This is a genomic window from Flavobacterium sp. KBS0721 (genome assembly GCF_002007065.3).
In the GTDB taxonomy this organism is placed as follows: domain Bacteria; phylum Bacteroidota; class Bacteroidia; order Flavobacteriales; family Flavobacteriaceae; genus Flavobacterium; species Flavobacterium piscis.
On the sequence record NZ_CP042170.1, the window covers coordinates 446726 to 472935 of the forward strand.

A 26210-nucleotide genomic window follows, 5' to 3' on the forward strand; every position below is an offset into this window, starting at 1 on the left:
TTAGTATTCAGTCGCAGTCTCAGTTTTCAGTGCAAACTGCGACTAAAAACTGAGACTGAAAACTATTTTATTTTTACTCTTTAAGTGCTTTCACCAACACTTTATCAATCTTTACGCCATCCATATCAATGACTTCAAGCACAAATTTTTGCCAGATTAATTTTTCGCCTTCTTTTGGAATATGAGAAAGCTCGGTCATAATCATTCCACTTACGGTATTTACTTCGTAATCATTTGTTAGTTCATCCAACTCAAAATAAGTCAGAAAATCGTGTAAGGAATAATGTCCGTCTACCAACCATGAACCATCTTCTCTTTCGACCAATTGAAATTCATCTTTATAAAAATCAGATGCATCACCAACTAAGGCTTCAAGAATATCATTTAAAGTAATGATCCCCTGAAAAACACCATATTCATCAGAAACTAAAGCATAATGAACTCCTGTTTTCTTAAAATTTTCCAACGCCTTATAAGCTGTTGTCTGCTCCATTAAATAAGGAGGATCTGTCATTATTGCACCCAAATCAAAATGATCGCTTTCGATATTGGCAAATATATTTTTTAAGGTTACGATACCCACAATATCATCGTAATTATCTCTGTAAACCGGATAAACTGTATGCAAATCCATAAGAACAAGTTCCTTTATTTTGGCTTTGTCTGCATTAAACGGCAACATATCAACCGATTTACGGTGCGTCATTAACGAATTTACTTTTCTGTCACCAATATGAAAAACACGTTCTACGATATCTTGTTCAATTTCCTGAACTTCTCCGCCTTCCGTTCCTTCTTTTATAATGGCTTTTATTTCTTCTTCGGTAACTTTTCCGTCGGCTGAAGGTTTAATTTGTAAAACATTCAGTAAAAAATCAGTCGAAGTAGTAAGCAGCCAAATAAACGGCGCTGTAATAATCGAAATGATCTTCATTGGCATTGCCACCATTTTTGCAATAGATTCAGGATAATTTAACCCAATTCGTTTTGGCAGCAATTCTCCTAAAACTAAGGAGAAAAATGTTAGTACTACAACTACAATCCCTACTGCAACAGAATGTGCATAGGGTTTTAAAACTGCGAATCCGCTAACAAAAGTTTCCACATCTACTGTGATTTTATCACCACTGTAAATACCCGTCAAAATCCCGATTAAAGTAATTCCGATTTGTACTGTAGACAAAAACTTGTTTGGCGAATTGGCCAAATCGAGCGCAATTCTGGCACTTTTATTTCCTTTTTTTGCGGCAGTTTCGAGTCTGTTTTTTCTTGCTGAAATAAGTGCAATTTCAGACATAGAGAAAACTCCGTTTAATAGTATTAGAAAAAATATTATTAGTATTTCCATTTTTAAGTTTAAAGTTAAAAACCAAAAGTTAAATGCTTTTCAGAACTTAAAGTTCTTTCCAAACATTTAACTTTTAACTTCCAACAAGTTGTATTACAAATTATCTATAACTGATGTTAAGCGCTCTGTAATTTCTTCGATAGTTCCGATACCGTTTACGGCATAAAACTTATTTTGTTCTTTATAATATCCAATTAATGGAGCTGTTTTTTCGTTGTATTCCTGATATCTTACACGAATTTTTTCTTCGTCCTGATCATCAACTCTTCCGCTTGTTTTTCCTCTTTCTAATAAACGTGCCACAAGAATTTCATCATCAGCTTCTAATGCGATTGTAGCAGTAACACTTGACCCAATTGTTGGTAAAAATTTATCTAAAGCCTGAGCCTGATCTAATGTTCTTGGATAACCATCGAACAAGAAACCTGCTGTATCTGGATGCTTATTTACTTCGTCTATTAACATTGCAGTGGTAACTTCGCAAGGAACCAATTCTCCATTGTCCATAAAAACTCTTGCTTTTTTACCTAAATCTGTATCATTTTTTAAATTAAAACGAAAAATATCTCCTGTTGACAGATGAGTTAGTTTGTATTTTTCTTTTAAAAATTCTGCCTGAGTTCCTTTTCCTGCTCCTGGCTTTCCAAATAAAACAATATTAATCATAATATGAGTGAGTGTTGTTACTTCTGTTTTTTATAAGAAGTTTTAAATGAATATATAGTTGTGTGTGTTTTTAATTATTCGGCTAATTTATATACTTCGGCTAAATTTCTGCCCAGGCCATCGTAGTCTAATCCGTAACCAACGATGAATTTATTTGGAATCCTGATTCCTATGTAATCTATTTTAATGTCTTTTTTATACGCATCCGGTTTAAAAAACAAAGTCGCAATTTTAAAATGTTTGACATTTTGCTCTTTAAAAATCTTTTTTAATTCTTCGATTGTGTTTCCGGTATCGATAATATCTTCGATGATAATTACGGTTCTGCCTGATAAATCCTGATTAATACCAATTAATTCCTTTACGGTATTAGTAGATTCGGTTCCTTCATAAGATGCCATTTTGATGAATGAAACCTCGCAAGGACTTTTATATTTTTTTAAAAAATCTGCAACAACCATAAATGCACCATTCAAAACCCCTATAAAAATTGGAGTATCATCTCCAAAATCATCTTCTACCTGAGCTACTAATTTGGTCAAAGCAAAATCAATTTCCTTGGCAGAAATAAACGGAACAAATTGTTTATCGTGAAGTTGTATCATTATTTTTATGTTTAAAATAATGGGCAAAGATACAGAATTACAACCAAACTGTAAGTATCAAAATAGGCTGGACACATATTTTTTTAAGAATGTTAAATATCACATAATATTTACAAATCTTTTCTTAAAAATATTTTTAATTTTAGTAAATTGTTGTTCTATAAATATTTAACCCTGAATCATAATGAAAAATACCGCGCAACTATTTTCAATATCCCTACTCACTATACTAACGGCCTGCAACGGACAGGTTAAAAAAGAAGAAAAAGATGCCCTGAGCAAGCAACCCAATACGATTGTAAAAACAGCTGTTGGCGACCTGACTTTACCTCCACCCTACGCAACAGAATCAAAAACAAACAATAGCAAAGTGATTGGCTGGCCCGAAGGAAAAACACCAACAGCACCTGCAGGTTTTACGGTTACCAAATTTGCAGATGGTTTCGAAAATCCGCGTTGGACCTATATCGCTCCCAATAATGATATTTTTGTGGTAGAAAGCGGAACCCGCGGCAGCAAAAATCAAATTACGGTTTTACGTGATAAAGATAAAGATGGTAAATTTGAAACGCGTGAAGTTTTTATAAAAGACCTAAACAAACCTTTTGGAATGTTGGTTCTAAAAGACTTTTTCTATATCGCTAATACGGATGGATTATATCGATATCCTTACAAAAACAATCCGCTAAAATTAGAAACTCAGGGAACTAAAATTCTTGAACTTCCTGCCGGAGGTTACAACAATCACTGGACAAGAAATATAATTGCAAATCCTGAAGGAACAAAAATCTACGTTTCTGTAGGTTCGGGAAGTAATGTAGGTGAAAACGGAATGGACAAAGAAGTACGTCGTGCTGATATTTTGGAAATTAATCCTGACGGAACCGGTGAAAAAATTTATGCTGCCGGACTTAGAAATCCTGTTGGAATGGATTGGAATCCGGCAAACAAGGAACTTTGGACTGCTGTAAACGAACGTGACGAATTGGGCGACGATCTTGTTCCTGATTATGTAACGAGTGTAAAAAGAGACGGATTCTACGGCTGGCCTTATTCTTATTACGGAAATATTCCTGATCCAAGAATGAAAGGTGAACGCAAAGATTTAGTAGAAAAAGCTATTGTTCCGGATGTTCCGGTTGGTGCTCATACGGCTTCGTTAGGATTGGCCTTTTATACTAAAGATGCTTTTCCTGCAAAATACAAAAACGGAATTTTCGTTGGGCAGCATGGTTCATGGAATCGCGCCAAAATATCAGGCTACAAAGTAGTTTTTGTTCCTTTTGCCAACGGAAAACCTTCTGGAAAACCTGAGGACTTTTTGACTGGTTTTATTTCTAATGCTGAAAAAGCAGAAGTTTTTGGCCGACCTGTTGCGGTAACGGTTACACCAGACGGATCGCTTTTGGTTAATGATGATAGTGGAAATACGATTTGGAAGGTTACGGTGAATAAATAAATCCCAAATTTTTTAAATTCCAAATCCCAAACTTTACGCGAATAATTTTAAACACATAGAAACATAGGTTTTATTTTGCGAAAAGGTCATTGAAAAGAAACACATTTCTTTCACATAGCTATGTGAATTAATGCTAAGTGAAATGCCTTTTTACGTCATCAAAAGCTATGTTTCTATGTGTTTAAAATTATGCGCAAAAACTGATCAAAACTCTTTTATGATTTTAAAAAAATATTGTTTTCTACTTTTTGTGTTTTGCATTTTTCATAATAGTAAAGCACAAGAAAAAGAAAGCAGAACTATTGATTCTGTCAAAACTCAAAAACTCGACGAAGTTGTTATTAGTTCACTTCATGTTAATAATAGATTACAGAATACACCCGCAGCAATTGGTATTTTATCTAAAAAAGATCTTCTGCAAAATAACACAACAGATATTACTACCGTAATCAATACGATTCCGGGAGTTTTCATGCAATCCTCTAATTTTACCACAAGCAGAATTTCGATTCGTGGTATTGGCGCAAGATCTCCTTACGGAACGAATAAAATCAGGGCTTTTTACGGCAGTATTCCGCTGACTTCCGGAAACAGCGAAACAGTTATTGATGATATCGATCTTGAAAATATTGGTCAGCTTGAGGTAATCAAAGGTCCGCTTTCAAGTATTTACGGTGCAGGATTGGGTGGTGCTATTTTAATTTCGCCTCAACTTTCTAAAACCAATGGCGAAAATGCCAGCGTAAGCAGCGTTTTTGGTTCGTTTGGATTACTTAAAAACAGTTTGAATTATAGTGTGAATGAAAAAAGTTCCAGTCTGAATATCAGTTACCATAATCTTAAAACCGATGGATGGAGAGAAAACAGTTCGTACAAGCGAGAAGGAATCACAGTTGCCGGAGAATTATTCAAAAAGAAAAACAACAAACTGACTTATTTTACGAATTACACCTATTTAAAAGCTTACATTCCAAGTTCGATTAGTAAGGAGGTTTTTGATTCTAATCCGAAACTGGGCGCTTCAACCTGGGTAGCTGCAAAAGGATTTAAGGAATATAAATCGACTTTGGCGGGATTGGCTTATGATTTCAAAATTAGTGATCATCTGAGTAATGCTACTTCGATATTTGTGAATTATAAAGACAGTAGCGAACCTCGTCCTTTTGATATTTTACGTCAATATACTTTTGGAACCGGCGGAAGAACGCAGTTTTCGGGAGATTTTAAAATAGGAAAAACAGAAAATCAATTTATTGCCGGAATCGAATATTTCACAGATAATTATAACGGAAATACTTTTGAGAATCTCTACAAAAACAACAATGGCCAGGGAAGTTTACAAGGAAAACAACTTACTGAGACCGATCAGAAAAGGCATTTTTATAATATCTTTTCACAAATCAGAACGCTACTTTCAGATCAATTCGAAATTCAGGCAGGACTTAATTATAATGAAACCCATTTTGAGCTAACGAATTTTCTGCCGACTAAAACCTCAACTGAAAAATACAGTTATGACGGGATCTTTTCTCCTCAATTGTCTTTTTTATACAAACCCAATTCCGAAAGAACTTTATACTTTTCGGCAAGTCGCGGATTTTCATTGCCGGCGACCGAAGAAACACTTACAAGTTCCGGCAACATCAATCCTGATATAAAACCTGAAAGCGGTTACAATTTCGAAGCTGGCGGAAAATTCTATTTCTCCAATAAAAATCTTTATACCGAATTTGCGGTTTACCGAATGGAAATAAAAGATTTATTGGTAGCAAAACGCATTGGCGATGATCAATATGAAGGTGTAAATGCCGGAAAAACGTTTCATGAAGGAATCGAAGTTTTAGCAAAACACAACTGGACCATTAATCGTTTTTTTACTTTGAATTCTTTTATCGCAGTTTCGTTAGGAAAGTATGAGTTTAAAGATTTTGTTGATGACGGAAATGATTATTCCGGAAATAAATTAACCGGAGTTGCAGCAAATAAAGTAAATGCCGGAATAATTTTAAATACTTCTTTAGGAATTTATTTTTCTGCTGATTTTCAGTTTACAGATAAAATTCCGTTGAATGATGCTAATTCTGCTTATTCAGATTCTTATCATATCGTCAACTTAAAAACTGGTTATGGTTTTGAAATTCTTCCTAATTTAAATACCAATTTAGCTTTTGGTATTAATAATGTAACTGATGAAAAATATGCGTCAATGATTTTACCCAATGCCGTTGCCGTCGGGAACGCAAGTCCAAGATATTATTATCCGGGACTTCCTGTAAATTATTACGGAACCATTTCACTAAATTACCTATTTTAGATGTGTCCTAAATCGAAAAAAATGTCATCTGAATTACAAGCAAAACTAGACTATGTAAATGCTTACAGAGAAAACCGACTCATGGCGGCTCAGTATGTTTTAGAAAATCATCATTTATTTGAAGAGCTGGTTTCAATTTGTTTTTCGCCCGAAAACAAAAACAATCATAAAGCCTGTTGGATTTTAGAATTTGTATCCTACGAAGAATTAATCTGGCTGCAACCTCATCTTGATTTTTTATGTTCTAATTTGAAAGTGCTAAAGGATGAAAGTGCTATAAGGCCAATCGCAAAAGTGATTCAGCTTTTGGTAAAATCACATTATAAAAAAAATGATGACAGTATTTTACTTTCCGAAGAAAACCTTCAGGATTGTATCGAAGCTTCTTTTGACTGGCTGATAAATGATGTAAAAGTGGCAACGAAAGCCTATTCCATAAGAACTTTATATGTTTTGGGAAATCATTACGACTGGATTCATCCGGAACTGCAAATTATCTTAAACAAAGATTATGGAGATCATTCTGCCGCTTATAAAGCTGTTGCCAAAGAAGTTTTGAAGAAAATCGAAAAGTAATTTTAGTTTGCCACAAATCTTAACATATAGCTTTACGGTTATATTTTTGCCACAGATTAAAAGATTAAAATGTTTTTTTTAGTTAACCGCAAATTTCACAAATTAGCACAAATTTTTATCTGCAAATCTTAACATAAAGCTTTGTGTTCTTTGCCTCCTTCTAACAATTAAACTTTGCGAACTTTGCGAACCCTTTGTGTACTTTGCGGTTAAATTTTAGCCACAGATTAAAAGATTAAAAGGATTTTTTAGTTAGCCGCAAATTTCACAAATTAGCGCAAATTTTTATCTGCAAAATCTAACACATAGCTTTGTGCCCTTTGCATCCTTTTAACAATTAAACTTTGCGAATTTTGCGTAAATCTTTGCGGACTTTGCGGTTAATCTTTTTAGCCACAGATGAGACGATTAAAAATGATTTTTTAGTAAACCGCAAATTTCACAAATTAGCACAAATTTTTATCTTCAAAATCTAACACATAGCTTTGTGTTCTTTGCCCCCTTCTAACAATTAAACTTTGTGAACTTTGCGTAAATCTTTGCGGACTTTGCGGTTAAATTTTTCACCACAAATCCACAAATTGTATTCTGGTTGAAATTAGAATTGGAAAAAAATCATGAAATTCATGAAATTCGTGGCAAAAAAAAGATTAAAAAGTATCTTTGCAAAAACACAACTACAATGAACTATTTTTCTTCTGATTTTAAATTAGGAATATTAGGTGGCGGACAATTGGGTAAAATGCTATTGTTTGACACTCGAAAATTTGACATACAAACTTATGTTTTAGATCCGAGCGACGAAGCTCCGAGTAAAATTGCCTGCAATAAATTCTTTCAGGGCGATTTGATGGATTATGAAACGGTTTACAATTTTGGAAAACAAGTCGATGTTTTGACTTTCGAAATCGAATTGGTTAATCTTGAAGCTTTAACGCAATTAGAGAACGAAGGCGTAAAAGTATATCCATCTCCAAAAACTTTAAAAGGAATTCAGAATAAGGGCGTCCAAAAAGATTTTTATACTAAAAGTAATATTCCTACAGCTTCATATTTACGATTTGATAGTCCGTTGCATTTGCAAAAATCAGTTGGAGATAATGAAATCACAATTCCGTTTGTATGGAAATGTACTGAATTTGGTTATGACGGAAATGGCGTAAAAGTAATCCGCCAGATTTCTGATATGGATGATTTACCCAATGTAGAATGCATTGCAGAAACTATGGTTCCGTTCAAAAATGAATTGGCTGTGATCGTAGTAAGAAACCCTTCTGGAGAAATTAAAACCTATCCGGTTGTCGAAATGGAATTTCACCCGGAAGCCAACCAAGTCGAATATGTAATTTGTCCAGCCAGAATCGACGAAAAAGTGGCCGAAAAAGCCAGAGCAATTGCTTTGAATGTTTCGGAAAAATTCAATCACGTTGGTCTTTTAGCAGTTGAAATGTTCCAAACTCACGAAGATGAAATTCTGGTAAATGAAGTAGCTCCGCGTCCACACAATTCAGGTCATTATTCTATCGAAGCAAGTTATACGTCACAATTCGAAAATCATTTACGCGCTATTCTAGATCTTCCGTTAGGAAATACAGACAGTAAAGTTGCGGGAGTTATAGTAAATTTAGTAGGTGCCGAAGGTTTCTCAGGAGATGTCGTTTATGAAAACATAGAAACCATTTTAGGATGGGATGGAGTTACACCACATATTTACGGTAAAAAACAAACAAGACCTTTTAGAAAAATGGGCCATGTTACTATTGTAAATGAAAACATGGGCGAAGCAAGAAGAATTGCAGAGGATGTTAAGAATACGATTAAAGTGATTAGTCTATAGTTTTCAGTCCCGGTCGCAGTCTACCGTTTAAACCTTAACAAACAAAATAAACATTCTTAGTTTTTAGTCTCAACAACAACCTGAAACTTGAAACCTGAAACAAAATAAACAAAACCTATGAGCAAAGTAGCCATTATAATGGGAAGCATCTCAGACATGCCAGTCATGCAAGATGCCATCGAAATACTAAAACAATTTAATATTGAAACCGAAGTAGATATCGTTTCGGCACACAGAACGCCGGAAAAATTATTCGATTTTAGTAAAAACGCACATACTCGCGGAATTTCTGTAATTATTGCTGGTGCGGGCGGTGCAGCACATTTACCAGGAATGGTAGCTTCAATGTCGCCGCTTCCTGTAATTGGAGTTCCTGTAAAATCAAGTAATTCTATTGATGGCTGGGATTCGGTTTTATCAATTCTGCAAATGCCGGGCGGAGTTCCTGTGGCAACTGTCGCTTTAAACGGAGCAAAAAATGCCGGAATTCTGGCAGCACAAATCATCGGAAGTCACGATAAAAAAGTACTTGATACGATTATTGCTTACAAAGAAGAATTGAAAGCTGCGGTTAATAAAGCTGCTGAAGGATTGAAAAAATAAGATTTCTTCCGCAGAGATATACAAAAAGACGCAGAGATTCACAGAGCTTTTTCACATTTTAGTGAAGAAAAACTTTGTGAATCTCTGCGTTTTTTTGCGAGTCTTTGTGAAACAAAAACTTATTTATAATCTGAAATTATGCTTCGTCTTCAATTTCCTCCAGAACAGATTCAAATTCATATTCTGTAATATCTTCTTTATTTATCCAGTTTTCTGAGGTCACCAGATCATAATTTACATTGTCTTCTGTTGTCAACTCCCAAACAATAGCTTCGGCTTCAGGAAATGGAATATTTTGAGAAATTTGATTTTCGAATAATCTTTTGATTAGATTTCTATCAGATAAACCTTTATTCAATAATTTCAGCACATTTTCAGCTGTCAGTTTTTGTGCTTCACCGTCCGTTGGTGTCATTGAAAAATGAACAATAGAAGCTTTTGCATTGGGGAATTTTCCGTTGTACGCTTTAAAAAGTAATTGATTGATATGAAATAAAGTTCCCTGCATATCTATTTCGGGATATTCTTCGCAAACTTTATCAATCAACATGTTGTGTGATATTTGCTCAATTTGTCCGTCGCCTAATCTGTCAGGAAATTTATATTTCAAAACTATTTCAGCAGCTTCATTAGGTTCGTAATCCGAAATAGCCATTTCTAATAATTCCGGCAAACTCGCTTTGTCTGCAGTTGCACCATCGGGATAATTGAATTTTTCTAATAACTGAACAAAATCTTCATCAGACCAATATCCTTCTACTTCATTAACCGTATCTATATTCTTTATTACAATTTGATAATTCATCATTTTCTTTTTTAAAATTGCTGATTAGCTTTTATAATGCTAAATCATATTTTTTCAATTTACGCTTTTTAAAAGGGGGATCGGAATAAATAACATATTTATAACACAATTTAAGAGCATTTTATGCCTACAATCAATTCTATATAGATGATTACATTTTTATAAATTGCTATCTTTGGAATTCAAAAATTTGACTTCAATTAATATAAATAATTACATTATAATGAACGTTTTACTTTCAAAATTCACTACCAAACATAACACAGCACCTTTTTCACAAATTAAAATTGAAGATTATCTTCCGGCTTTTCAGGAAGGAATTACTTTGGCTAAAGCCGAAATTGATGCTATCGTAAACAATCCCGAAGCGCCAACTTTTGAAAACACTGTTGTAGCAATGGATTTTTCAGGAGATATTTTAGATCGTCTTTCGAGTGTTTTCTTCAATTTGAATTCGGCAGAAACAAGCGACGAAATGCAAAAAATCGCTCAGGAAGTTTCGCCTTTATTGTCTGAATTCGGAAATGACATTACGCTAAATGCTGCTTTATTTGCTAAAATAAAAGCCGTTTACGATCAAAAGGAAACATTAAATCTAAATCCGGAGCAAACTACCCTTTTAGATAAAAAATACAAAAGCTTCTCCCGAAACGGAGCAAATTTAGCTGAAGATAAAAAAGATAAACTTAGAGAAATTGACAAAGAATTATCGAAATTAAAACTACAATTTGAAGAGAATATTTTGGCTGAAACCAATGCTTTCGAATTGCATTTGACCGATGAAAAGGATTTGGCCGGTTTGCCTGAAGGAACAATTGAAGCAGCAAGATTATTGGCTAAAAACCAGGAAAAAGAAGGTTGGATTTTCACTTTAGATCATCCAAGTTATCTTCCATTTTTGACTTATGCAGACAATCGTGAATTGCGTAAAAAAATGGCAATTGCTTTTGGCTCAAGATCTTTTCAAAATAACGAATTTGACAATCAGGAAAATGTCTTGAAAATTGCGAAATTACGTTTCGAAAGAGCGAATTTATTAGGTTATAAAACGCACGCACATTTTGTTCTTGAAGAAAGAATGGCCGAAAGTCCGGAGAAAGTTTTCTCTTTTTTGAATGATTTATTAGCAAAAGCAAAACCGGCAGCTCAAAAAGAATTTGCTGAATTAACGGCTTTCGCCAAAGAGCTGGACGGAATCGAACAACTGGAAAAGTGGGATGGCGCTTATTATTCTGAAAAATTAAAACAACAGCTTTTTAATTTAGATGATGAAAAACTAAAACCATATTTTCAATTAGAAAAAGTATTAAACGGTGCTTTTACAGTTGCTAAAAAACTATACGGATTAACTTTTACCGAAGTTTTTGACATCGATAAATATCACGAAGAAGTTACCACTTATGAAGTAACCGATGCTGATGGTAATTTAGTTTCGATTTTCTATGCTGATTTCTTTCCAAGAAAAGGAAAAAGAAACGGCGCCTGGATGACTTCATTCAAACATCAATCTATAAAAGATGGCGTAAACGAAAGACCACATATTTCGAACGTTTGCAATTTTACCAAACCAACAGAAACAAAACCATCTTTATTGACTTTTAATGAAGTGACGACTTTATTCCATGAATTTGGTCACGGCTTACACGGAATGTTAGCCAATACAACTTATCCAAGTTTATCCGGAACATCAGTATTTTGGGATTTTGTAGAATTACCAAGTCAGATTATGGAAAACTGGTGTTACGAACCTGAAGCTTTGGCTTTGTTTGCAAACCACTACGAAACCGGAGAAATTATTCCGATTGAATATGTACAAAAAATCAAAGAAAGTGCCAGTTTCCAGGAAGGGTTAGCCACTTTACGTCAGTTAAGTTTTGGACTATTGGATATGGCTTGGCACGGACAGGATCCAACACATATTACAGATCTAAAAACTTTCGAAACCCAACAATTTGCCAACACGCAATTGTATCCTGATGTAAAAGAAAATGCAATGAGCACGGCTTTCTCTCATATTTTTCAGGGTGGATATTCTTCCGGATATTACAGCTATAAATGGGCTGAAGTTTTGGATGCAGATGCTTTTGAATACTTTCAGGAAAATGGTATTTTCAATCATGAAATTGCTACAAAATTCAAAGATAATGTACTTTCGAAAGGAGGAACAGAACATCCAATGATTTTATACAAACGTTTTAGAGGTCAGGAACCAAAACCGGAAGCTTTATTGAAGAGAGCTGGGCTTTTATAGACTTTAGACTTCTTAGAATATTAGATAATGAGAAACCGGAGTAGAAATGCTTCGGTTTTTTAATTTGATTTTGACTGTAAATAAATGTTATCTATCTTCACCACCTTTTAAATCTTAATCTTACAAAAATACATTTTGAAAAAATATTTTAAAATATTCCTTTACCTTGCAATTATCGGATTGGTTGCTATTGTTTCGGTAAATTATTACGTGAAGTCTTCGACCAAAAAAAACATTTACTATTCGATTAAAAAATTCCCTAAAAACGATGTAGGAATTATTTTTGGTGCCGGAATCAACGGAGATCAACCGAGTAAATATTTAAAAGACCGTCTTGATGCCGGAATCGCATTATATAAAGCCAACCGAATCAATAAAATTTTACTTTCTGGTGATAATGGTAGTGATGAATATGATGAATTAACGGTAATGAAAAACTACTGTTTTAATCACGGTGTGGATACGACCAAAATATTTATTGACTATGCAGGATTTGACACTTATTCAACGATGTATCGCGCAAAGCATATTTTCAACATCAAAAAAGCAACTTTAATTTCTCAGGAATATCATTTAAACCGGGCAATTTATATTGGTCAAAAACTTGGAATAAAATCTGTTGGCTATTCTGCCAACAATGGTGAATATCTTGGATATAAATATGTAACTTTTAGAGAATATGGTTCTATTTTTAAATCATTTTTTGATGTTTTGAGAAATCGTGAACCTCATTTTTTAGGAAATTCGATTGATATAAACGGAGCTTCTAACTATTCGAAAGAAGACAAACGATGACTTGGAAAACCTCTTATTCTTTTTAGTTCAATACCTCTTCGTGTTTAATTATGTAAGATAGTGCTTCCTTTACGACCTCATTTAAATTCAATCCTTTTTTAGTGGCTAAGAGAGCTATTTTCCGGTGTAGTTCCTGAGAAACTCTTACATTAAAAGATCCTTTATAACTTTTATCTGGAGCTTTATTCAATAATTTACATGTTTCTAAATAGTCGTCAACAGCTTCTTCAAAAGATTTTTCTAATTCGTTAACAGAATAACCTTCGAAGGTTATTAAATCGTTTATACCTTGAATTTTTCCAAAGAATATTTTATCATCTGCAGAAAATTCTAATGTACCAATGTATCCGTTATATTCTAAATAGTTTTTCATTTTATAATTCCAAATGTTCAATAATAATATCAAGTTGGTATCCTTTTAAAACTTTTTGTGGATGCGGTTCGTGCAGACTTATAATCTGTTTATTTTCATTCACAAATTTTCTTCTTGAGCCTCCTGTTTTTCCTTGTGAGATTTGTTTATAACCGAAATGATTTAGAACTTTCAGCATTTCATCCCAAGAAAAATCTTTTGGTTTTGATTTTAACTTTTCAATAAGTTTATCAATTTTACTCATACAAATTTATAATTAAATTCTCAAAACGCAACTAAAATTTAGTTGCAATTAAAAACAAAAACACAAATATAAGAAAAGTCATTCAAAATAATTATTTACTTCTATTTAAAAAAAATAGATAAGCTATAAAAAAAGCCTGCAAAATATTTTGCAGGCTTGTTCAGTAAAATCTTTATTCTTTGCTCCATGTTCTTTATTCTTTCTCCAAAACTTTTTTGGCTAATTTTCCAACAGTAAGTCCTTGTACTACGATTGAAAACAATACCACAATATAAGTTACTTCAAGAAGGAGGTTTTTATATTCACCTTCGGGCATTGAAAGTACCAAAGCAATAGAAACTCCACCGCGAATTCCTCCCCAAACCAGAACCATTAAGGATCCTTTGTTGTAAGCAGATTTAATTCCGAAAAACTTGAATATATCAAAGAATTTCCACGGTAAAACGATAGAAAAAATTCTGGCGAATAACACTATAAAAATAGCTACCAAACCTGTTAACAATTGTTTGTTTAAATCTGGGAGCAATAGTAATTCAAAACCAATAAATAAGAATAAAATAGCGTTTAATATCTCATCAATAAGTTCCCAAAACTTACCTAAATAATCCTGAGTAACTTCGCTCATGGCTACTTTTTTTCCATAATTACCAATAATCAATCCGGCAACAACCATCGCTAACGGACTTGAAACGTGAAGACTTTGGGCAATCAAAAATCCTCCCATTACGATAGAAAGCGTGATTAAAACTGACACTTTATAATCATCGATTTTTTTCATAACCCTCGATGCAGTATATCCTAAAACAGCTCCTAATAAAAGTCCGCCAATTCCTTCTTTTGCAAATAACCAGGCGATAGAACCAAAAGTCATATCAAATGTAGGATCTGTTGCCATTTTTAAAACAACAGCAAACATTACTACTGCTACTCCGTCATTAAACAACGATTCACCAACAATTTTGGTTTCTATTCTTTTAGGAACTTTTGCTTGTTTTAAAACGCCCAACACCACGATTGGATCGGTTGGGGAAATTAATGTACCGAAAACCAAACAAAATATATAAGGTATTTTTATGCCTAAAATTGGTGCAATATAAAAAAGCAGTATAGAAATAATTAATGCTGACAATACTACACTAACTGTAGAATATATCATAATGGGAACTTTTTGCTCTTTAAGATCAGACATGTTGACGTGAAGTGCGCCTGCGAATAAAAGAAAATTCAACATCGCTCCCATTAAGATTTCGTTGAAGTCAAATTCTTTTATTAATTCAAAAAAATGTTTGGTTGTAGCCGGAAAATAAGAATCTCCCAACAAACGAATGCCTAAAGAAACCAACATGGCAATAATCATTATTCCGATAGTTCCCGGAAGTTTTAAAAATCTTAAATTTAAATAGGCGAAGAAAGAGGCCAATACAATAAGTATTGAAAAGGTGTAGTATAATTCCATAAATGTGATTTTTACAAAAATATATTTCCATTACCTAAAACAAAATTTCATTTCCTAAATTAACATAACTTTACAATTTTAAAACAAAACAACTGAATTATTCTCAATAAAAAACCAGTTTCACAATGAAAAATTCAAACAAATAAATAACTACACTTCATTTAATCCTGAATTATTCTAAAGACAACAAAAATCATAAAAAATGCCGAAGCTAAACTTCGACATTTTTATTTTGGGATCAACTTTATAAAATAAGATTCTTTTCTGTTTGAAATATAAATTATTTTTTAGCTTTAACAAACTCTTCAAGTTGTTGTACTTTCAGCGCATCTATTTGTTCAATACGTCGTGCTCTTAAATTATTTGCATTATTTGCGTTTTTACCACTAGATTGTAATACCGGTTTGGTAAACAATAAGTAATCTCCAAATAAATGGCTCAAAAATAAAGGCGATTTTCCCGGTCTGCTTTTATCAAAGTTTGCAGATTGATGACAAAAAAAGCAACTTATTACATTACCATTATTAATATCGTGTATATCACTTTGAAAAGTCTGTGTGTAAGTTTCCATAGTAATATTGGCCAAATTAACTGAACCTCTTGCTAACGAATCCGGAAGCGCACTCGAGATGTCTTTTGTTACAATTGCTTTTGCCTGATTTTCCGGAGAAACGCCATCAAAATCTAACCAAATAGAACCATTATAAAAATAATTTTTAAAAACATCTTTCAAATTAGACGCTACACACTTATTGATATTGTCTATATTATTAAAATTAGCAGGTTCTGCCTGACTTGTTGCCATAAACGCACCAGTATTTACATCTTTTGGTACACCATACTCATAAAGGATAAATGCTTTATTAGGAACAACAGGCGAAGTTCCGTTTTTAATCCACTTAATTCCTCCTATTCCCTTAGTGGTACCTTTTTCGTAAAACAGCATTTCATTTGCCGCGGTTACCGAATTGGTTTTCTTATCGTAAACAGGTGCCATATCTTTATGTTCAAAAGTGGCCCAGATAAATTCAGGATGATTTTTCACCACTCCAACTACGTGCATACCTAATAATGCCATTGTTTTTTCAACATATTGCCCTTTATTATTTTGAACAGCAGCTTTCGTCGTAAAATAATCTTGTTGCTTGGCCTTTGCAATTGCATTGATATTAATCCATGAAACTTTTAATTCTAAAGCACCAACAGGAAATGTCTCTAAATTAGAAACAGGCAATTTTCCACTATTGATTAAAGATGCCATTAAAACTGCTTTGTCTTTTAGCAGCTTATTAATATGAATGGAGTAATATACTGTATCTGCAGTATTATTAAATTTAGGATTAGAACGTAAAACTCCTCTTGAACCAGCCTGATTAATAGAACTCAGCACTAGTTTTATGCCCAATTGCGGCGCGACATCTTCCATTTCAGGGCTAACTAAATCGAGAGAATCTAAAAAGAAAGGATTTCCGCTTGGCAATGGTTTTGTTACCCACAAAAATTTTTGCCATGACCATTGATGAAAATCGCAGTTTGTTGTACTCTTGCTATCAAACGGACTTCCGTCACCTTCTTTTGGAGCTGGAGTTTGTTCATGCGGAAACCAACTTGTCTCACAGTTACATGAATCTGCTGATGCAGTTGCATAAGAAGCTCCATCCTTATATACTCCGTTATTTTTATTAAAAAGAAACAACCACAAACCAACTGCTATTATGATAATAAGCAGTAAACTAATGATAACGTATTTTTTTTTCATTTTCTTATAGGTTTAAAATTGATTAGATAAACAGGACTATTGCAATAAAAAAGACCGCCTTAATCAGGCGATCTTTAAATCAAAACTCTTACCGAGTCAGGAAATTTTTGCTATCCTGTTGAATTTGTTTTTGGGGAGAAATTAATTTTTAAACCAATTCTTCTTGTAAATTTTTTACTGCCGCTACCGGTACGTTTTCGATATTATGTTGATAATATGAAAAACCTCCCGTTCCGTTCCATGCAGCATCGATTGCTAAATGAGCATCAAATTTTGCTAAGAATGAACCAATTGCCGGTGGAGGAACAGAGTGTACATATTCTCCCTGAAGACTTACTACTTGTGTAACTTTACCAAGTCCTGTTGCATATATTTTTCCTGTTACCGGAACAACAATATGGCTATCCGGACCTTGAATCGCCTGAGTAATTACAACTGTACCTGTAACAGTATGTTGTGATGGTACAACTACTAAACTAAATTTTGCAATTGGAGCACCCGGTGTTCCAACATTTCCAATTGTGCCCTGTGCTAAATAAGCACCTGCTAATAAATCTGACATAACTTTTGATTTAGGTTTCCTACTCATAAGGCTTTTCGGGTACGCCTCGTTTTTTTTAGTGGTTTCTGCTCCACCTGATTTGTTAATACTATTATTTAGTGTTTCAAAAACATCTTAAATAATGCATTTGGGATGATTTTCTATTTCAAAACTAAATCAAATAAAAAGGCATAATTAATAAAATGATACAGAGTGGAAATTATTAGGCATGAATGAGATAATGAATGACACAGAAAAATTCAACACGTATAAACACCTGTTTTTAGGTTGTTTCATAAAAATTAAACTCTTTTTTTAATTAAACTTTCATTTATTTTTGAAAGTTTAAAAACTTTTGTTTACATTTGACCTATGACAATGAGCATTTATGCGATTTGCATTTGACCGTTTGAAAAACAATAAAATCGACAAATGAAATTCAAGGAAGCAAAAAATAAGTTCGTACAAACCTGGGGAGCATTAGGATCTCAATGGGGAATTAATAAAACCATGGCACAAATCCATGCTTTATTAATGGTCTCGAACGAACCTGTTTCTATGGAAGATATTATGGATGAATTGCAAATTTCCCGCGGCAATACCAGCATGAACCTAAAAGCTTTGATGGATTGGGGAATTGTTTACAAAGAATACAAAACCGGAGAAAGAAGAGAGTTTTTTACCGCCGAAAAAGATCTTGACGAATTGGCTGTAAAAATTGCCAGAGAAAGAAGCAAAAGAGAAATTAAACCTGCGCTTAAAATTTTAAAAGAAGTTTCGACAATCGATGCCAAAAGTTCGGCTGAAGAAAAACACTTTGTCGATCAAACTTCTAAATTGTATGATTTCGTTTTAAAAGCAGACAATATGTTAGACAAAATGACTGAATTTAATGATAACTGGTTAGGTCGTTTGGTTTTAAAAATAATGAAGTAAAAAAATTTAATCAAAACTTTCATTTTTTTCTGAAAGTTTAAAACAATCAATAACTATGAAAGCTATAAATTACCTCAACTACTTTTTTGTTGCTGCACCCATCATACTAATTATAATAGGGCTGTTTACTAGTTCTGAACTAGCATGTTTTGGTCTTTTATTCACCATACTTACAGGTTTATTTCAATTAATTTTTGGAATAAAAATGCTAATCGATGAACCTGATGACAAAAATCTTCAAGCTTATGTAAACGGAGTTATTTTCTTTTTCCTGTTGTGGCCCGTTAATGCTTTTATAATGCATTTTGAATTTATTTACTTTCTGTTATTTATAATACCAATTATTCTGGCTATCTATTTTTCTATCATAACTTATAAAAAAGCGTATCAATGAACTTCTTAAAAGCAGAATGGAAAAACTTAGCTCTCTTTAATTATGAAGTTGATGCTAAAATATTAGAAAAATATGTTCCTGCAGGAACCGAAATAGATCTTTGGAATAACAAATGTTATGTAAGCTTAGTGGGTTTTATGTTCAAAAACACCAAAGTTTTAGGATTGAAAGTTCCGTTTCATGTAGATTTTGAAGAAGTCAATTTAAGATTTTATGTAAAACGATTTGAAAACGGCGAATGGAAACGCGGCGTAGTTTTTATCAAAGAAATTGTTCCTAAAAAAGCGATCACTTTTATTGCCAATACTTTGTATCAGGAACATTATGAAACTCAGAAAATGAGACATGAAATCATTGAGAATTCAACTACCAATACTTTCATTTATCAATGGAAGAGTAAAGAAAAGTGGAATACAATTCAATTAGAAACTGAAAAAGATTTGACGAAAATAAGAATTGATTCTGACGCTGAATTTATTACAGAGCATTATTTTGGTTATACCAAAATTACAAAAGACCTCACTTTTGAATATGAAGTTCAGCATCCAAGATGGGAGCAATATGAAGTCTTACATCATAATATTGATATTGATTTCGAAAAAACATATGGAGAAGATTTTAAATTCCTTCAAAATATAAAACCAGCTTCAGTTTTTCTGGCGAAAGGTTCCAAAATTACAGTTAAGAATAAAAGAAAATTAGAATCGGTGAAAGCTCTGAAAGAAATGGCATAATAAATTTGCAATCATTAATTTATAAATCGGCAATTATGAATCTTAATATTACAGGATATTTTATCTATTTCAGCATTACGGTTTTCATCATTTTGAAAGTTGGAAAAATATGCTACAAAAACGGAAACATTTTTGTCGCCGAATTAATTCCAAATCATGCGGATATCTGCCAAAAAATCAATCACGTTTTGCTTCTGGCGTATTATCTTTTAAATATTGGCTATTGCGCGATGACGCTTATTTCCTGGCAAAAAATTTCATCTTCGGCACAATTGATTGAAACGATCGGAATAAAAACAGCTATTATAATTTTCATCATTTCGATCTTACATTATTTCAATATCATTATTCTAACCAAGTACATTCACAAATTAATTAAATAATACCTTAAATTTAAATATCATGGAAACTACAAAAATCTTAATCGGTTACGGCATTTATTTACCAGTTGCTTTATTTCTTACTTATTATGTTTCTAAAACACTTTTTAAAAACGGAAAAATCTTTATGCTGGATATTTTTAAGGGAAGAGAAGAAATTGCTGAAGCTACGAATAGACTTTTCGAAACAGGTTTTTACCTTTTAAACATTGGTTTTGCCTTAATGATTTTGCAACTGCAATTGAGCAACAATAGTTATCAGGAATTAATTGAAAGATTGAGCTACAAAATTGGCGGATTTTCTATCTATCTTGGTGTAATGTTATTCTTTAATTTGTATTTCTTCTTTAGAGGAAAAAGAAAAGCCAAAGAAGCGCAGGAAGAAGAAAGACTGGTTTTTAAAGCATAATTTTATATTAAAAGTCGCCACGAATTTCCCGAATTATCACGAATTAATATTTTACAAATTCGTGCAAATTCGTGGAATTCCTGGCGAAAAAAAAATCACAAAACCATGAACAAACTTATCATCGCAGCCGGAACAGGATTTTTAGGACAAGTCTTAGTCAATCATTTCAAAGATAAATTTGAAGAAATTATAATTCTGACCCGTGGAAAATCTCAAACCATTGACGGAATCAAATATGTAAACTGGAATGCCAGAAGTTTTTCAGGTTGGGAAAATGAACTGGAAAATGCAACGGTTTTAATAAATCTGGCCGGAAAATCGGTTGATTGTCGTTATACTGAAAAGAATAAAAAAGAGATCTTATTATCAAGAATTGAAAGCACAAAGATTTTAAACAAAGCCGTTTTAAATTGTAAAAACCCACCGAAACACTGGCTGAATTCATCAACTTCTACTATTTACAGATTTTCTTTGGATAAACAAATGGATGAAATTGATGGCGAAATAGGGAATGACTTTTCTATAAACGTCGCATTATCCTGGGAAAAAGCATTCTTTAAAACCGACACTCCAAATACTTTAAAAACCGCTTTGCGAACTTCTATAGTTTTAGGTAAAAATGGCGGTGCATTAATTCCGTTAAAGACTTTGGCAAAAATTGGTTTTGGAGGCAAACAAGGAAGCGGCAATCAGTTTGTAAGTTGGATTCACGAAGAAGATTTTGCCAATGCGATTGATTTTATTATTGAAAAAGAAATTACCGGAATTGTAAACGTTGTTTCTCCGGAACCAATCCGTAATGCAGATTTTATGAAGAAACTTCGAAAAGCAGTTGGTTTTCCTTTCGGAATTCCGGTGAATACTTTTTTACTAAAAATTGGATCTTTCTTTATTCGAACAGAAGCTGAATTGGTTTTGAAAAGCAGAAATGTGATTCCGAAAAAGCTCTTAGAAAATGGGTTTAAGTTTAAGTTTGGAGATCTTGATGAGGCTTTTAATGATTTATTACGCTAACAACTTTGACAAGTTCGAAACCTATTCGTCCCAATTCCCACATTTTTGTCATTTCGACGAAGGAGAAATCTCCGCAAGAAACTCCGCGTAGTAAGTTGCTAATCTTTGTCGAGCTACTCGCGAAGATCCCTCGTTCCTCGGGATGACAAAAATGTGCATAATAAAACTTACCAAAATACAATTCATATTCATGACAACAATAAACCTTACAACAAAAATAAAAGCCTCAAAACAAATTGTTTTTGACGCATCACGAAATATCGATATTCACCAGGAATCTGCAAGTCCTACAAAAGAAAAAGCAATTGCCGGAGTGACGTCTGGTTTAATAAATTTAAACGAAACAGTAACTTGGCGCGGTAAACATTTTGGATTTTATCTCACACATAAAAGCAAAATTCCGGTCATGAATTTTTATGATTATTTCGTAGATGAAATGGAAGAAGGAAAATTTAAATCTTTCAGACACGAACATGTTTTTGAAGAAGAAAATGGCGTAACGGTTATGAAGGATATATTACAATATGAAACGCCATTTGGAATTTTCGGAAAATTATTTGATATTTTATTTCTCGAAAAACATCTCACACAATTTCTTTTAGAGAGAAATAAGATCTTAAAAGAGGTTTCTGAAGAAACCAAATTTTTCTTTTGAAAAATGAATTTTCTCATTTTACGCCACGGCGAAACACGCCCAAATTATTTAGAACCTTAAATGCGTCTTACTTATAAAAACACAATCATCAGCCACCAAAAAATCGGAACACTTTCGACCCAAAAAGAAGTATAATATTTTGATCTATTCGTATTGGCAAAGAGAATAAACAACATCAAAGTCACAACCATTACCAGATTGATAATAAGATCATGAAGGGTAAAACTCAAAATTCCTAAAACCCAAAACGGAACTAATAATGAAAAGCCTAAGATCTTAGTTCGTTTTACACCAATTGTTTGCGGAACAGTTTTCAAATGCGGATCGTCATTCGCCAGATCTAAAATTTCGAAAACCAAAATCAGCACAAAAACCAAGACAAAACGCTGCCCACATTTTATAAAAAAGTTAGCTGTAAAGGGAATTTCAGCATTTATGTAAGGCAAAACCAAAGTCGCTCCTACCCAGCAAAGCGACACAATATAGATTTTTACTCCTGCCCAGTTTCTCGCATTTTTTCTATTAGGAAAAAAGGGTAAAGTATAAAGTGCCGTTATTAAAAATATACAAACGGAAACAATTTGGGTAATTCGGTTGAGGTGGAAAAAATAATAACCCACTAAAATCAGCGAAATAAAACTCAAAACGGCAATAATTTTCAGCTGTATTCCGATTGGTTTTTTCTTGACGCGAACCAAAGCATCATACTTTACGAAATTATATCCTACAATTGTTCCGAAAAAAACAAATAAAGCAATTGGCTCATCATACTGAATATGAAAGAAGTAAAATGTAATTCGGACCAAAGCATAACACGATAAAGCCACGTGAATACTGCTGTTTAAATAAAAATCAACTATTTGTTTTAGAAGTTTCATGTCTCAAATCTAATCAATTGGTAACAAATCAACTCTTTAGTTAGAAATTTGATAAAAATTGAAGTTAAAAATACCCATTAAATTATTAATAATACTTAATTTTGCGCCACAAAAAAACAACACATTTACTATAAAATGTAATAAACCTTGTGTAACATTATTAAATAGTACACGTTGCTACTTACATTACCTTAAAAAACAGACTGCTACAAATGAAAACAGATGCTTTTGCTTTAAGACACATTGGTCCAAGAGAAACGGATCTTCAACACATGTTACAAACTATTGGTGTTGAATCGATTGAACAACTTGTTTATGAAACCCTTCCGGACGACATTCGTTTAAAAGCGCCTTTGAATTTGGATCCTGCAATGACGGAATACGAATTTGCAAATCATATTCAGGAATTAGGAAAGAAAAATAAAGTATTCAAATCGTATATTGGTTTGGGTTATCACCCCACTATCGTTCCTGCTCCAATTCAGAGAAATATCTTTGAAAACCCAGGATGGTATACTGCTTACACGCCTTATCAGGCAGAAATTGCTCAAGGTCGTCTTGAAGCTATTTTGAATTTCCAAACTACGGTTATCGAATTAACAGGAATGGAAATTGCGAATGCCTCTTTATTGGATGAAGGAACTGCAGCAGCAGAAGCTATGGCGTTATTATTTGACGTTCGTACACGTGACCAAAAGAAAAACAATACCAACAAATTCTTCGTTTGTGAAGAAATTTTACCACAAACTTTATCGATCCTGCAAACACGTTCAACTCCTATTGGAATTGAATTAGTTGTTGGAAACCACGAAAACTTTGATTTTTCAAATGACTTTTTCGGTGCTATTTTACAATACCCGGGAAAATATGGTCAGGTAAATGATTATAGTGCTTTTGTTGCTAAAGCAAAAGAAAATGAAATTAAAGTTGCCTTTGCTGCGGATATTTTATCACTAGCTGCCTTAACTTCTCCGGGAGAAATGGGAGCAGCAGTTGTTGTTGGAACTACACAACGTTTTGGTGTGCCAATGGGTTACGGAGGTCCTCACGCTGCTTTTTTTGCAACTAAAGACGAATACAAACGATCTATGCCAGGTCGTATTATTGGAGTTTCGATTGATGTAAACGGAAATCGTGCTTTACGTATGGCTTTAGGAACTCGTGAGCAACACATTAAGCGTGAAAAAGCGACTTCAAATATTTGTACCGCTCAAGTTTTATTAGCGGTTATGGCCGGAATGTATGCGGTTTACCACGGACCAAAAGGATTACAATACATTGCAGGTAAAGTTCACGCATCGGCAGTTACTGCTGCTGAAGCTTTAAATAAATTAGGCGTTTTCCAAACCAATACGGCTTACTTTGATACTATCTTGGTAAAAGCTGATGCTCAAAAAGTAAAAGCGATTGCGGAGAAAAATGAAGTAAACTTCTACTATGTTGATGCTGATACCATTTCTATCTCATTCAACGAAACAACTTCAGTTGCTGATATCAATCAAATCATATCGATTTTTGCTGAAGCTTTAGGAAAAGAAACTGTTTCTGTTTCTGAATTAACTGCTGCAAGTCAATTACCGGCTTCATTAGAAAGAACTTCTGCTTTCTTAACGCATGATGTGTTCAACAACCATCATTCAGAAAGTCAGATCATGCGTTACATCAAAAAATTAGAACGTAAGGATTTATCATTGAATCATTCGATGATTTCACTAGGTTCTTGTACAATGAAACTAAACGCAGCTTCAGAAATGTTGCCTTTATCAATGCCAAACTGGAACAGCATTCACCCTTTTGCACCAGTAGAACAAGCTGAAGGTTATATCACGATGCTTAAAAAGTTAGAAGAGCAACTAAATGTAATTACCGGTTTTGCCGGAACTACATTACAGCCTAACTCAGGAGCTCAAGGAGAATATGCTGGTTTAATGGCTATTCGTGCTTACCACTTGTCAAGAAACGAAGGTCACCGTAATGTATGTTTAATTCCTTCATCTGCTCACGGAACCAATCCTGCTTCTGCAGCTATGGCCGGAATGAAAATCATCGTTACTAAAACGACTCCGGAAGGAAACATTGATGTAGAAGATTTAAGAGAAAAAGCGATTGAACATAAAGATGATTTATCTTGTTTAATGGTAACGTACCCTTCTACTCACGGAGTTTTCGAATCTTCTATTATTGAAATTACTAAATTAATCCACGACAACGGCGGATTAGTATATATGGACGGTGCTAATATGAACGCACAAGTTGGATTAACAAATCCTGCTACAATTGGTGCTGACGTTTGTCACTTAAACTTACACAAAACATTCGCTATTCCTCACGGTGGTGGTGGACCTGGAGTTGGACCAATCTGTGTGAATGAAAAATTAGTTCCATTTTTACCAACAAACCCAATCTTAAAAGTTGGTGGCGAACAAGCGATTACCGCTATTTCATCTGCACCTTACGGATCAGCTTTGGTATGTTTAATTTCTTACGGTTACATCACTATGATGGGTGCTGAAGGATTAAAAAGCGCTACAGAGCATGCAATTTTGAATGCAAATTACATGAAAGCCCGTTTCGAAGGACACTACCCAATTCTTTATACAGGAGAATGCGGAAGAGCGGCTCACGAAATGATTTTAGATTGTCGTTCATTCAAAGAAAACGGAATTGAAGTTGGTGATATCGCAAAACGTTTGATGGATTACGGTTTTCACGCTCCTACGGTTTCTTTCCCTGTAGCAGGAACTTTAATGATCGAACCAACTGAATCTGAAGATTTAGCAGAATTAAATCGTTTTTGTGATGCTCTTATTTCAATCAGAAAAGAAATTGACGCTGCAACAGCAGATGATAAAAACAACGTATTGAAAAATGCACCTCATACACTAGCAATGTTAACTACTGATAACTGGGCTTTCCCTTACACTAGAGAAAAAGCAGCTTATCCATTAGAGTACATTGCTGAAAATAAATTCTGGCCATCTGTTCGTCGTGTAGATGATGCATACGGTGACAGAAATTTAATCTGTAGCTGTGCTCCAATCGAAGCTTACATGGAAAACTAAGAAATAGTTTTCGAATTATATATCCAAACCCGACAGGTCTTTTAACTTGTCGGGTTTTCTTTTTGTTTTATTTTGTTTCAGGTTTCAAGTTCGACAATAACGTGAAACCTGAAACA

At 33.6% G+C, this 26210-nt stretch carries 25 protein-coding genes; 15 read left to right on the forward strand and 10 right to left on the reverse strand.

Features of this window, described 5'->3' with window-relative positions:
* Window positions 1-73: 73 nt before the first annotated feature.
* From B0M43_RS02160 to hpt, 3 genes are all read right to left on the reverse strand, one after another.
* Complete coding sequence (locus B0M43_RS02160; protein WP_078006014.1) at window positions 74-1348, reverse strand: hemolysin family protein; 1275 nt, start codon at window positions 1346-1348, stop codon at window positions 74-76.
* A 93-nt stretch (window positions 1349-1441) separates the two neighbouring features.
* Window positions 1442-2014 (reverse strand): adenylate kinase, encoded by a 573-nt coding sequence (locus tag B0M43_RS02165; protein WP_065450832.1) that lies wholly within the window; start codon window positions 2012-2014, stop codon window positions 1442-1444.
* 74 nt (window positions 2015-2088) lie between these two features.
* The gene (gene hpt, locus B0M43_RS02170; protein ID WP_065450831.1) at window positions 2089-2619 is read right to left on the reverse strand and encodes a hypoxanthine phosphoribosyltransferase; all 531 of its coding nucleotides are present in this window, start codon (window positions 2617-2619) and stop codon (window positions 2089-2091) included.
* A gap of 184 nt (window positions 2620-2803) precedes the next feature.
* Between hpt and B0M43_RS02175 the strand changes: the two genes are divergently transcribed.
* The 5 genes from B0M43_RS02175 to purE all read left to right on the forward strand — a co-directional run bounded on the left by B0M43_RS02175 (window position 2804) and on the right by purE (window position 9408).
* Window positions 2804-4078 (forward strand): sorbosone dehydrogenase family protein, encoded by a 1275-nt coding sequence (locus tag B0M43_RS02175; protein WP_078006015.1) that lies wholly within the window; start codon window positions 2804-2806, stop codon window positions 4076-4078.
* Window positions 4079-4295: 217 nt separating this feature from the next.
* Window positions 4296-6392, forward strand: a complete 2097-nt coding sequence (locus tag B0M43_RS02180) for a TonB-dependent receptor (RefSeq protein WP_078006179.1) — start codon at window positions 4296-4298, stop codon at window positions 6390-6392.
* Between the two features lie 21 nt (window positions 6393-6413).
* On the forward strand, window positions 6414-6968 hold the full coding sequence (locus B0M43_RS02185; RefSeq protein ID WP_078006180.1) for a hypothetical protein: 555 nt from the start codon (window positions 6414-6416) through the stop codon (window positions 6966-6968).
* A 682-nt stretch (window positions 6969-7650) separates the two neighbouring features.
* On the forward strand, window positions 7651-8805 hold the full coding sequence (locus tag B0M43_RS02190) for a 5-(carboxyamino)imidazole ribonucleotide synthase (RefSeq protein ID WP_078006181.1): 1155 nt from the start codon (window positions 7651-7653) through the stop codon (window positions 8803-8805).
* A 117-nt stretch (window positions 8806-8922) separates the two neighbouring features.
* On the forward strand, window positions 8923-9408 hold the full coding sequence (gene purE, locus B0M43_RS02195) for a 5-(carboxyamino)imidazole ribonucleotide mutase (protein WP_078006016.1): 486 nt from the start codon (window positions 8923-8925) through the stop codon (window positions 9406-9408).
* Between the two features lie 136 nt (window positions 9409-9544).
* Here the strand turns inward: purE and B0M43_RS02200 are convergent, their stop codons facing one another.
* Window positions 9545-10216: a hypothetical protein gene (locus B0M43_RS02200; protein ID WP_246860188.1), complete on the reverse strand. Its 672-nt coding sequence runs from the start codon at window positions 10214-10216 to the stop codon at window positions 9545-9547.
* Window positions 10217-10436: 220 nt separating this feature from the next.
* Between B0M43_RS02200 and B0M43_RS02205 the strand changes: the two genes are divergently transcribed.
* Window positions 10437-12464, forward strand: coding sequence for a M3 family metallopeptidase (locus B0M43_RS02205; RefSeq protein ID WP_078006018.1), 2028 nt, complete (start codon window positions 10437-10439; stop codon window positions 12462-12464).
* Between the two features lie 135 nt (window positions 12465-12599).
* The gene (locus B0M43_RS02210) at window positions 12600-13259 is read left to right on the forward strand and encodes a vancomycin high temperature exclusion protein (RefSeq protein WP_078006019.1); all 660 of its coding nucleotides are present in this window, start codon (window positions 12600-12602) and stop codon (window positions 13257-13259) included.
* A 22-nt stretch (window positions 13260-13281) separates the two neighbouring features.
* On the opposite strand, the gene B0M43_RS02215 is transcribed toward B0M43_RS02210, so the two are convergent.
* The 5 genes from B0M43_RS02215 to B0M43_RS02235 all read right to left on the reverse strand — a co-directional run bounded on the left by B0M43_RS02215 (window position 13282) and on the right by B0M43_RS02235 (window position 17653).
* Window positions 13282-13632, reverse strand: a complete 351-nt coding sequence (locus B0M43_RS02215) for a type II toxin-antitoxin system HicB family antitoxin (RefSeq protein ID WP_078006182.1) — start codon at window positions 13630-13632, stop codon at window positions 13282-13284.
* 1 nt (window position 13633) lies between these two features.
* Window positions 13634-13876 carry a type II toxin-antitoxin system HicA family toxin gene (locus B0M43_RS02220; protein ID WP_065450827.1) on the reverse strand — a complete coding sequence of 81 codons (243 nt, stop codon included), beginning with the start codon at window positions 13874-13876 and terminating at the stop codon, window positions 13634-13636.
* Between the two features lie 193 nt (window positions 13877-14069).
* The gene (locus B0M43_RS02225; protein ID WP_078006020.1) at window positions 14070-15332 is read right to left on the reverse strand and encodes a sodium:proton antiporter; all 1263 of its coding nucleotides are present in this window, start codon (window positions 15330-15332) and stop codon (window positions 14070-14072) included.
* A 280-nt stretch (window positions 15333-15612) separates the two neighbouring features.
* Entirely contained in the window at window positions 15613-17091 is a 1479-nt protein-coding gene (locus B0M43_RS02230) for a hypothetical protein (RefSeq protein ID WP_078006021.1), read from the reverse strand.
* A gap of 148 nt (window positions 17092-17239) precedes the next feature.
* Window positions 17240-17653, reverse strand: a complete 414-nt coding sequence (locus tag B0M43_RS02235) for a DUF1842 domain-containing protein (protein WP_078006022.1) — start codon at window positions 17651-17653, stop codon at window positions 17240-17242.
* A 411-nt stretch (window positions 17654-18064) separates the two neighbouring features.
* Between B0M43_RS02235 and B0M43_RS02240 the strand changes: the two genes are divergently transcribed.
* The 7 genes from B0M43_RS02240 to B0M43_RS02270 all read left to right on the forward strand — a co-directional run bounded on the left by B0M43_RS02240 (window position 18065) and on the right by B0M43_RS02270 (window position 22154).
* On the forward strand, window positions 18065-18568 hold the full coding sequence (locus B0M43_RS02240) for a GbsR/MarR family transcriptional regulator (protein WP_078006023.1): 504 nt from the start codon (window positions 18065-18067) through the stop codon (window positions 18566-18568).
* 55 nt (window positions 18569-18623) lie between these two features.
* Window positions 18624-18962, forward strand: a complete 339-nt coding sequence (locus B0M43_RS02245) for a hypothetical protein (RefSeq protein WP_078006024.1) — start codon at window positions 18624-18626, stop codon at window positions 18960-18962.
* On the forward strand, window positions 18959-19696 hold the full coding sequence (locus B0M43_RS02250; RefSeq protein ID WP_078006025.1) for a YqjF family protein: 738 nt from the start codon (window positions 18959-18961) through the stop codon (window positions 19694-19696). Before B0M43_RS02245 ends, B0M43_RS02250 begins: the two co-directional genes overlap by 4 nt.
* Window positions 19697-19731: 35 nt before the next feature.
* Window positions 19732-20079: a hypothetical protein gene (locus tag B0M43_RS02255; RefSeq protein WP_078006026.1), complete on the forward strand. Its 348-nt coding sequence runs from the start codon at window positions 19732-19734 to the stop codon at window positions 20077-20079.
* A gap of 19 nt (window positions 20080-20098) precedes the next feature.
* On the forward strand, window positions 20099-20485 hold the full coding sequence (locus B0M43_RS02260; RefSeq protein ID WP_065450819.1) for a hypothetical protein: 387 nt from the start codon (window positions 20099-20101) through the stop codon (window positions 20483-20485).
* A gap of 105 nt (window positions 20486-20590) precedes the next feature.
* Entirely contained in the window at window positions 20591-21499 is a 909-nt protein-coding gene (locus B0M43_RS02265; protein ID WP_078006028.1) for a TIGR01777 family oxidoreductase, read from the forward strand.
* A gap of 190 nt (window positions 21500-21689) precedes the next feature.
* Window positions 21690-22154, forward strand: coding sequence for an SRPBCC family protein (locus tag B0M43_RS02270; RefSeq protein ID WP_078006029.1), 465 nt, complete (start codon window positions 21690-21692; stop codon window positions 22152-22154).
* A gap of 71 nt (window positions 22155-22225) precedes the next feature.
* Here B0M43_RS02270 and B0M43_RS02275 read toward each other — a convergent pair whose 3' ends face one another.
* Window positions 22226-23032, reverse strand: a complete 807-nt coding sequence (locus B0M43_RS02275; protein ID WP_078006030.1) for a hypothetical protein — start codon at window positions 23030-23032, stop codon at window positions 22226-22228.
* A gap of 212 nt (window positions 23033-23244) precedes the next feature.
* Here B0M43_RS02275 and gcvP point away from each other — a divergent pair, with 212 nt between their 5' ends.
* Window positions 23245-26094 (forward strand): aminomethyl-transferring glycine dehydrogenase, encoded by a 2850-nt coding sequence (gene gcvP / locus B0M43_RS02280; protein ID WP_078006032.1) that lies wholly within the window; start codon window positions 23245-23247, stop codon window positions 26092-26094.
* Window positions 26095-26210: the final 116 nt, after the last annotated feature.

Bases quoted from the DNA above. Each gene is read 5' to 3' on its own strand.
- B0M43_RS02160 (WP_078006014.1), bottom strand. From the start codon at position 1,348: ATGGAAATACTAATAATATTTTTTCTAATACTATTAAACGGAGTTTTC.
- B0M43_RS02165 (WP_065450832.1), bottom strand. From the start codon at position 2,014: ATGATTAATATTGTTTTATTTGGAAAGCCAGGAGCAGGAAAAGGAACT.
- hpt (WP_065450831.1), bottom strand. From the start codon at position 2,619: ATGATACAACTTCACGATAAACAATTTGTTCCGTTTATTTCTGCCAAG.
- B0M43_RS02175 (WP_078006015.1), top strand. From the start codon at position 2,804: ATGAAAAATACCGCGCAACTATTTTCAATATCCCTACTCACTATACTA.
- B0M43_RS02180 (WP_078006179.1), top strand. From the start codon at position 4,296: ATGATTTTAAAAAAATATTGTTTTCTACTTTTTGTGTTTTGCATTTTT.
- B0M43_RS02185 (WP_078006180.1), top strand. From the start codon at position 6,414: ATGTCATCTGAATTACAAGCAAAACTAGACTATGTAAATGCTTACAGA.
- B0M43_RS02190 (WP_078006181.1), top strand. From the start codon at position 7,651: ATGAACTATTTTTCTTCTGATTTTAAATTAGGAATATTAGGTGGCGGA.
- purE (WP_078006016.1), top strand. From the start codon at position 8,923: ATGAGCAAAGTAGCCATTATAATGGGAAGCATCTCAGACATGCCAGTC.
- B0M43_RS02200 (WP_246860188.1), bottom strand. From the start codon at position 10,216: ATGATGAATTATCAAATTGTAATAAAGAATATAGATACGGTTAATGAA.
- B0M43_RS02205 (WP_078006018.1), top strand. From the start codon at position 10,437: ATGAACGTTTTACTTTCAAAATTCACTACCAAACATAACACAGCACCT.
- B0M43_RS02215 (WP_078006182.1), bottom strand. From the start codon at position 13,632: ATGAAAAACTATTTAGAATATAACGGATACATTGGTACATTAGAATTT.
- B0M43_RS02220 (WP_065450827.1), bottom strand. From the start codon at position 13,876: ATGAGTAAAATTGATAAACTTATTGAAAAGTTAAAATCAAAACCAAAA.
- B0M43_RS02225 (WP_078006020.1), bottom strand. From the start codon at position 15,332: ATGGAATTATACTACACCTTTTCAATACTTATTGTATTGGCCTCTTTC.
- B0M43_RS02230 (WP_078006021.1), bottom strand. From the start codon at position 17,091: ATGAAAAAAAAATACGTTATCATTAGTTTACTGCTTATTATCATAATA.
- B0M43_RS02235 (WP_078006022.1), bottom strand. From the start codon at position 17,653: ATGTCAGATTTATTAGCAGGTGCTTATTTAGCACAGGGCACAATTGGA.
- B0M43_RS02240 (WP_078006023.1), top strand. From the start codon at position 18,065: ATGAAATTCAAGGAAGCAAAAAATAAGTTCGTACAAACCTGGGGAGCA.
- B0M43_RS02245 (WP_078006024.1), top strand. From the start codon at position 18,624: ATGAAAGCTATAAATTACCTCAACTACTTTTTTGTTGCTGCACCCATC.
- B0M43_RS02250 (WP_078006025.1), top strand. From the start codon at position 18,959: ATGAACTTCTTAAAAGCAGAATGGAAAAACTTAGCTCTCTTTAATTAT.
- B0M43_RS02255 (WP_078006026.1), top strand. From the start codon at position 19,732: ATGAATCTTAATATTACAGGATATTTTATCTATTTCAGCATTACGGTT.
- B0M43_RS02260 (WP_065450819.1), top strand. From the start codon at position 20,099: ATGGAAACTACAAAAATCTTAATCGGTTACGGCATTTATTTACCAGTT.
- B0M43_RS02265 (WP_078006028.1), top strand. From the start codon at position 20,591: ATGAACAAACTTATCATCGCAGCCGGAACAGGATTTTTAGGACAAGTC.
- B0M43_RS02270 (WP_078006029.1), top strand. From the start codon at position 21,690: ATGACAACAATAAACCTTACAACAAAAATAAAAGCCTCAAAACAAATT.
- B0M43_RS02275 (WP_078006030.1), bottom strand. From the start codon at position 23,032: ATGAAACTTCTAAAACAAATAGTTGATTTTTATTTAAACAGCAGTATT.
- gcvP (WP_078006032.1), top strand. From the start codon at position 23,245: ATGAAAACAGATGCTTTTGCTTTAAGACACATTGGTCCAAGAGAAACG.